9 protein-coding genes are annotated in these 7806 nt (G+C 66.3%); all 9 read left to right on the top strand.

The window, feature by feature from the left end; genetic code table 11:
* Positions 1-586: indole-3-glycerol phosphate synthase TrpC (gene trpC / locus ACWELQ_RS31200; protein WP_452400612.1), on the top strand; the 586-nt coding region annotated here is incomplete at its 5' end.
* 8 nt (positions 587-594) lie between these two features.
* Complete coding sequence (gene trpB, locus ACWELQ_RS31195; protein ID WP_452400611.1) at positions 595-1866, top strand: tryptophan synthase subunit beta; 1272 nt, start codon at positions 595-597, stop codon at positions 1864-1866.
* Positions 1863-2663, top strand: coding sequence for a tryptophan synthase subunit alpha (trpA, locus tag ACWELQ_RS31190; protein WP_452400610.1), 801 nt, complete (start codon positions 1863-1865; stop codon positions 2661-2663). The genes trpB and trpA overlap by 4 nt, the downstream gene beginning before the upstream one ends.
* 196 nt (positions 2664-2859) lie before the next feature.
* Complete coding sequence (locus ACWELQ_RS31185) at positions 2860-3612, top strand: MFS transporter (protein WP_452400609.1); 753 nt, start codon at positions 2860-2862, stop codon at positions 3610-3612.
* Positions 3613-3706: 94 nt separating this feature from the next.
* Complete coding sequence (lgt, locus tag ACWELQ_RS31180; RefSeq protein ID WP_452400608.1) at positions 3707-4864, top strand: prolipoprotein diacylglyceryl transferase; 1158 nt, start codon at positions 3707-3709, stop codon at positions 4862-4864.
* 24 nt (positions 4865-4888) lie between these two features.
* Entirely contained in the window at positions 4889-5353 is a 465-nt protein-coding gene (locus ACWELQ_RS31175) for an NINE protein (protein WP_452400607.1), read from the top strand.
* Between the two features lie 193 nt (positions 5354-5546).
* Positions 5547-6302: a transporter substrate-binding domain-containing protein gene (locus ACWELQ_RS31170; protein ID WP_452400606.1), complete on the top strand. Its 756-nt coding sequence runs from the start codon at positions 5547-5549 to the stop codon at positions 6300-6302.
* Positions 6303-6323: 21 nt separating this feature from the next.
* Positions 6324-6992 carry an amino acid ABC transporter permease gene (locus tag ACWELQ_RS31165; RefSeq protein WP_452400605.1) on the top strand — a complete coding sequence of 223 codons (669 nt, stop codon included), beginning with the start codon at positions 6324-6326 and terminating at the stop codon, positions 6990-6992.
* A 90-nt stretch (positions 6993-7082) separates the two neighbouring features.
* Positions 7083-7806, top strand: a 724-nt coding sequence (locus tag ACWELQ_RS31160) for a pyruvate kinase (RefSeq protein ID WP_452400604.1), incomplete at its 3' end; no start/stop codon positions are given.

Genomic DNA, 7806 nt, shown 5'->3' with positions numbered 1-7806 from the left:
CGAGGACGGCGGCGCGCGCATCATCAGCGTGCTGACCGAGCAGCGTCGCTTCGGCGGTTCGCTCGCGGATCTGGACGCGGTCCGTCAGGCCGTGGACATCCCGATCCTGCGCAAGGACTTCATCGTCGGCCCGTATCAGATCCACGAGGCCCGCGCCCACGGCGCGGACGTGATCCTGCTGATCGTGGCCGCCCTCGAACAGGATGTGCTGGCCTCGCTGCTCGACCGCACCGAATCGCTCGGCATGACCGCGCTGGTCGAGGTGCACACCGAGGAAGAGGCCGACCGGGCTCTCCAGGCCGGTGCCAGCGTGATCGGCGTGAACGCCCGCAACCTCAAGACCCTCGAGGTGGACCGGGATGTGTTCGCGCGCATCGCCCCCGGCCTGCCCAGCGAGATCATCCGGGTCGCCGAGTCCGGAATCCGCGGCACCGCAGACCTTTTGGCCTACGCAGGAGCGGGCGCGGACGCCGTGCTCGTCGGCGAGGGCCTGGTGACCAGTGGTGACCCGCGCGCCGCGGTGGCTGAGCTGGTGACCGCCGGAACCCATCCTTCCTGCCCGAAACCGGTTCGCCGGGGACGGTGAAAGAGCCGATGACACAGACTGAGAAGGTCCAGGGCCTGCCGCAGGCCAGCGCGGGCGTCACCAACAAGAGCCACGAGCCCGACCTGGGCGGCCACTTCGGCGTCTACGGCGGCCGCCACGTGCCCGAGGCGTTGATGGCCGTGATCGAAGAGGTCACCGCCGAATACGACAAGTGCCGGGTGGACCCGAACTTCCTCGACGAACTCGACCGGCTGCAGCGCGACTACACCGGCCGTCCCTCGCCGGTGTTCGAGTGCAAGAACCTGGCCCAGCACGCCGGTGGCGCGCGCATCTTCCTCAAGCGGGAAGACCTGAACCACACCGGTTCTCACAAAATCAACAATGTGCTCGGCCAGGTGCTGCTGGCCAAGCGGATGAACAAGACCCGGGTCATCGCCGAGACCGGCGCGGGTCAGCACGGCGTCGCCACCGCCACCGCGTGCGCGCTGCTGGGCATCGAATGCGTCATCTACATGGGCGCGGTCGACACCGTGCGCCAGCAGCTGAACGTGGCCCGCATGCGTCTGCTCGGGGCCGAAGTCATCAGCGTGACAACGGGTTCCAAGACGCTCAAGGACGCCATCAACGAGGCGCTGCGCGACTGGGTCACCAATGCCGACCGCACCTACTACTGCTTCGGCACCGCCGCGGGCCCGCACCCGTTCCCGCTCATGGTGCGCGACTTCCAGCGCATCATCGGCCTGGAGGCGCGTCAGCAGATCCAGACCCACACCGGGCAGCTGCCGGACGCGGTAACCGCCTGTGTCGGTGGCGGTTCCAACGCCATCGGCATCTTCCACGCCTTCATCGACGATCCGGGCGTGCGCCTGATCGGCTACGAGGCCGCGGGCGACGGCGTCGAAACCGGCCGTCACGCCGCCACTTTCACCGGTGGCACCCCGGGCGCGTTCCAGGGCGCGTACTCGTACCTGCTGCAGGACGAGGACGGGCAGACCATCGAATCGCATTCCATCTCAGCGGGTCTGGACTACCCGGGCGTCGGCCCGGAACACGCCTACCTCAAGGACACCGGCCGGGCGGAGTACTACCCGATCACCGATACCGAGGCGATGGACGCGCTGCTGCTGCTCAGCCGCAGCGAGGGCATCATCCCGGCCGTCGAGTCCGCGCACGCGGTGGCGGGCGCGCTGAAGCTCGGTCAGGAACTGGGTCCGGGCAAGATCATCGTGGTGAACCTGTCCGGCCGCGGTGACAAGGACATGGACACGGCCGCCCAATGGTTCGGGCTGTTCGACAAGCCCGAGGGGGAAGCCCAGTGAGCCAGCAGTCCCGTCTCGCCAACACCTTCGCGGCCTGCCGCGAGGAGAACCGCGCGGCCCTGATCGGCTACCTGCCCGCCGGCTACCCGGATGTGCAGGGCTCCATCGACGTCTGCCGCGCCATGGTCGAATCCGGTTGCGACATCATCGAAGTCGGCGTCGCCTACTCCGATCCGGTGATGGACGGCCCCACCATCCAGCGCGCCGCCGAACAGGCCCTCGCCGGTGGCGTCCGGGTGCGCGACGTGTTCAAGGTCGTGGAGGCCATCTCCCAGGCGGGCGGCAAGGCCGTCGTCATGACCTACTGGAACCCGGTGCTGCAGTACGGCGTCGACACCTTCTCCCGCGATCTGGCGGCGGCGGGCGGCCTCGGCCTGATCACGCCCAACCTGATCCCGGAGGAGGCCGACGACTGGTTCGTGGCGTCCTCCACCCACAACCTCGACCGCATCTTCCTGGTCGCCCCGTCCTCCACCGAGGAGCGACTGGTCAAGACCCTGGAAGCCTCCAAGGGCTTCGTGTACGCGGCCTCGACCATGGGCGTCACCGGCGCGCGCGACGCGGTCTCGGACATGGCCCCGGCCCTGTGCGCCCGCGTCCGCGCCCACTCCGACATCCCGATCGGTGTCGGCCTCGGCGTGCGCAACGGCGCCCAGGCCGCCGAAATCGCCTCCTACGCGGACGGTGTCATCGTGGGCTCGGCCCTGGTCTCGGCGGCCGCCGAAGGTCTGGGCGCGGTGCGGACGCTGACCGAGGAATTGGCGCAAGGCGTCCGCTCGGCCCCGGTTTCCTCGTAACAAAAGAACTTCCAGAAAGGCGCGTACCGAACTTGGTGCGCGCCTTTCAAAACGATCAGCAACGAAACTGACTGATTTTCATCGGATTTTCTTCATATATGCCGCTTGCTATTTGATACGCAAGAATTTTGCGGTCGTCATCTCTTTTCTCCTCAATGGGGAGCACGGCTATTACACCAATGGGTAGGTGGGTCGGGTGCCTATCGGCTATCTCGTTAGCCTATGGTGTTTCCCAGTTCGTCATGGCCTGATTGTCGACCGCTCGAATCCGCGGATCTTCCTGCCGCTGGGCCTGATCCTGTCCGCGGCCGTGATGCTGTTCATGGGCTTCGTGGACTGGTCCACCTCCAGCGTGCTCATCATGTTCGTGCTGCTGTTCCTGCTCGGCATGGCCTGGTTCCACGACTGGCGTTCGGCGTTCTACATGCCCGCGTTCATGGCCATCATCGTGGCTGTCATCGCCTATATCCTGATGCGCGACACCCCGCAGTCGGTGGGCCTGCCGCCGGTCGAGGAGTACAAGAACGACTATCCGGCCGACTATTCGGCGAAGGACGAGCAGGAGCTCTCCGCCAAGGAGATCTTCAATCGCTACATCCTGCCGAACAAGCTGCTGTGGTACATCGCCTTCGCCAATGTCTTCGTATATCTGTTGCGTTACGGGGTGCTGGACTGGTCGCCGACCTACCTGAAGGAAGTCAAACACTTCACCCTCGACAAGTCCTCGTGGGCGTACTTCCTCTACGAGTACGCGGGCATTCCCGGCACGCTGCTCGCGGGCTGGATGTCGGACAAGGTATTTCGCGGTAACCGCGGCGCCACCGGTGGCTGGAACGGCGGCTTCACCATCCTCATCGGCGGCGGCATCGGCGCGGTCCTGCTGCTGATCCTCACCATGGTCAGCGAGAAGCAGCACAAGCAGCACCTGGAACTCGTTGACGCGAAGTGAGATCACTCCCGCCCGGAGCGAAGCGGAGGGCAAATAGACACAGGTCCGCCCTGGGTCGGCGCGCCGGAACCCAATTCGGCTACGGTGGGAACTCGTGAACTTACGAGCCCTTGCCGACAGCACCGGCGCTGATGTTCTGGCGTATATCCCGAGTCCGCCGCGCGGCGTGTGGGATATCGGGCCGTTCCCGCTGCGGGCGTACGCGATCTGCATCATCATCGGCATCGTCGCGGCCATCTGGCTGGGGGAGAAGCGCTGGATCGCGCGTGGCGGGCAGTCCGGGCAGGTGCTCGATGTCGCCATGTTCGCGGTGCCCTTCGGCCTGATCGGCGGGCGGCTCTACCACGTGGCCACCGATTGGCAGAAGTACTTCGGCCACGACGGTCACCCGATGAACGCCTTCAAGATCTGGGAGGGCGGCCTCGGCATCTGGGGCGCGGTGCTGCTGGGCGGCATCGGCGCGTGGATCGGCTGCCGCGTGTACCGGATTCCGCTGCCCGCCTTCGGCGATGCCATCGCGCCGGGCATCCTGCTGGCCCAGGCCATCGGCCGGTTGGGCAACTACTTCAACCAGGAGCTCTACGGCCGCCAGACCACCGTGCCGTGGGGTCTCGAGATCTACCAGCGCTTCGATCACAGTGGCGGACTGGACATGATGAACGGCACCGCCGCGGGCGCGCCGATCCGGATCGTGCAGCCGACCTTCCTCTACGAGCTGATCTGGAACCTGCTCGGCGTCGGCGTGCTGCTGTACCTGGATCGCAAGTTCCGCATCGGCCACGGGCGGCTGTTCGCGCTCTACGTCGCGGTCTACTGCTTCGGCCGATTCTTCGTGGAGCTGCTGCGCGATGACGAGGCCACCCACATCCTGGGCCTGCGCGTGAACACCTTCACCTCGGCGATCGTATTCGTCTGCGCCGTCGCCTATTTCCTGTTCGCGACCAAGGGACGGGAGACGCCCGAGCAGTTGCGGCCCGGGATCGAGCGCCCGTGGCCGTGGCAGTTCGGGGCGCTGCGGGCCTTCGGCGCGGCCGGAGCGGCGGCGACCGAATCGGGCGAAAGTGTCGAAGCGGACAAGGTATCCGAGGCCGGCAAGGAATCCGAGGCCGCCGCGACCGCCGAATCCGCTACCCCCGGCAACGAATCCGAGACCGACCGCGATAACTCTTCCGAATCCGGTGATTCCGCGCCGGAGGCCGAGGAGTCCGTTGACCAGGCGAAAACTGTCGAGTCCGGCAAGAATGGCTCCTGATATCCGCGAAGCAGGAGGACGCGAGTGACCGACCCCTTCAACCAGCAGCCGCCACAAGACGGACCGCAGTACGGCGCGCCCGGCACCGGGCCGCAGTACGGGCAGCCCTACGGTCAGCAGCCGTACCCGGGCCAGCCGCCCCTGGGCCAGCCCGCCCAGCCCTACGGTCAGCCCGCGCAGCCTTACGGCCAGCCGCCCGCGCCGTTCGGGACGCCCGGTCCCGCGGGCCCGTACGGCGGCGATCCGGAAGCCCCGTACGGCCGGGATCCGTTCGGAGTTCCGTTGTCGGACAAGAGCAAACTGACCGCGGGCCTGCTGCAGCTGCTCATCGGCAGCCTCGGCATCGGCCGCTTCTACATGGGCTACACCACGATCGGCGTGCTGCAGCTGGTCACCTGCGGCGGTTGCGGCATCTGGGCGCTGATCGACGGCATTCTCATCCTGACCGGCAAGGTCCCGGACCCGCAGGGTCGTCCACTGCGGGATTGAGCGCGACACTCCCGTCTCCGACGGCCGTCACCCTGCGGGGTGGCGGCCGTTCTCGCGCATATCATCGGGCAGGGATTCGGTTCAAGACTTTCGCGCAGCATGATGGTTGCCGTGCCAACCCGTCGGTTCGCGGCGTACCCTTTGTCGGTTGTTCTGTCGCGTGGATCCCCACGCCCGAGGAGAGGTCCCACTCGTGCGCCGTAAGCTCGCCGCCGTCCTGCTCGCCGTAGTCGCCGCAGCGGGGCTCGTCGCATGCAGCTCCAGCAAGGACGACGCCAATGTCCTGAAGGTCGGCACCGAGGGCACCTACTCGCCGTTCAGCTACCAGGACGGCGGCAACCTCACCGGTTACGACATCGACGTGATCAAGGCCGTCGGCGACAAGATCGGCAAGAAGGTGGAGTTCACCCAGGCCCCCTGGGACTCGCTGTTCGCCGCGCTGGAGTCCAAGCGCGTCGACCTCATCGCCAACCAGGTCACCGTGAACGACGCACGGCAGCAGAAGTATTCGCTCTCGCAGCCGTACACCGTGTCCGAGGGCGTCATCGTCACCAAGACCGGCAACGACGGCATCCACACCCTCGCCGACCTCAACGGCAAGACCTGCGCCCAGTCCGAGACCAGCAACTGGGCCCAGGTCGCCAAGACCGCCGGGTGCAAGGTCGAGGCCATCCCCGGCTTCGTGGAGGCCACCCAGCTGCTCAAGACCGGCCGCGCCGACGCCACCGTCAACGACACCCTGGCCGTGAACGCCTTCACCAAGGCGCAGGGCGCGGGCGCCATCCAGATCGTCGGCAAGACCGGTGAGACCTCCAAGCAGGCGTTCGCCGCCCGCAAGGACTCCCAGGCGCTGACCGATCAGATCAACAAGGCGCTCGACGAGCTGCGCGCCGACGGCACCCTGGCCAAGATCTCCGAGAAGTACTTCGGCACCGACGTCAGCAAGTAAGCAGCACAGGGCGATTCGACCATGGATGACGCCACCTGGTCCCTGATCCAGCACAACCTGGTGCCGATGCTGAAGGCCACCGTCACCTCGACGCTGCCGCTCACCGGCATCAGCTTCGTGCTGGGTTTGGTGATCGCGCTGTTCGTGGCGCTGGCGCGAATGTCGAAGAACTGGGCGCTGTCGGCGGCGGCGCGGTTCTACATCTCGATCATTCGCGGCACGCCGCTGCTGGTACAGCTGTTCATCATCTTCTACGGCCTGCCCAACCTGAACATCGTCATCGACCCGTTCCCGGCCGCGGTGATCGCGTTCAGCCTCAACGTGGGCGGCTATGCGGCGGAGATCATCCGGGCCTCGATCCTGTCGGTCGCGGCCGGGCAGTGGGAGGCGTCCTACGCGGTCGGCATGAACTACGCGCAGGCACTGCGGCTGGTCATCCTGCCGCAGGGCGCGCGCATCGCGGTGCCGCCGTTGTCCAACACACTCATCTCCTTGGTGAAGGACACCTCGCTCGCCTCGACCATTCTCGTGACGGAGTTGCTGCGCACCGCGCAATCGGCCGCGGCGCCCACCTTCGACTTCTTCGCGCTGTATGGGGTTGCGGCTCTCTACTACTGGGTAATATGCCTGATCCTGGGCTTCGGCCAAACTCGCTTGGAGACCGTACTGGCCAGGCATGTCGCGCGTTGACCAGGCATTAGCTGAACGGCTGCTTACGAGAACCGTATATGTGTGTGCCGGGCTCGGCATGAGGGTTGTCACAGGTCTAGGGTTTAAGTCGTGATGCGACGAACGAAGATTGTGTGCACCCTCGGACCAGCTGTGTCATCCGAGGACCGGATTCGTGAGCTCGTCGAAAGTGGCATGGATGTTGCTCGCCTGAACTTCAGCCACGGCGAGCATTCGGACCATGCCGAAAACTATAAAAAGGTGCGCGCCGCCAGCGATGCCGCTGGCCGCGCCGTCGGTATCCTCGCCGACCTGCAGGGCCCGAAGATCCGCCTGGGGCGGTTCGAGGGTGACGGCAAGACCGTCTGGAACACCGGTGAGGAAGTCCGAATCACCGTCGACGACATTGTGGGAACTCACGACCGGGTTTCGACCACCTACAAACACCTCGCCAAGGACGCCAAGCCCGGCGACCGGCTGCTCGTGGACGACGGCAAGGTCGGGCTGACCGTGCTGCGCGTCGAAGACAACGACGTCGTGTGCCGAGTCACCGAGGGCGGGCCCGTCTCCAACAACAAGGGTGTCTCGCTGCCGGGCATGGACGTCTCCGTGCCGGCCCTGTCCGAAAAGGACATCGAGGACCTGGAATTCGCCCTCGCCCTGGGCGTGGACTTCATCGCGCTGTCCTTCGTGCGCTCGCCCTCCGATGTGGAGCTGGTGCACGACATCATGGATCGCGTGGGCCGCCGGGTGCCGGTCATCGGCAAGCTTTGCCGCCGCACCCGGCGACCACCAGCACCGCACACGCGGCCGCCGACGCGAAAACTCCCTTGGT

The organism is Nocardia sp. NPDC004722 (assembly GCF_053601505.1).
This window is presented reverse-complemented; position numbering and strand designations above follow the sequence as displayed.

Bases quoted from the DNA above. Each gene is read 5' to 3' on its own strand.
- trpB (WP_452400611.1), top strand. From the start codon at position 595: ATGACACAGACTGAGAAGGTCCAGGGCCTGCCGCAGGCCAGCGCGGGC.
- ACWELQ_RS31165 (WP_452400605.1), top strand. From the start codon at position 6,324: ATGGATGACGCCACCTGGTCCCTGATCCAGCACAACCTGGTGCCGATG.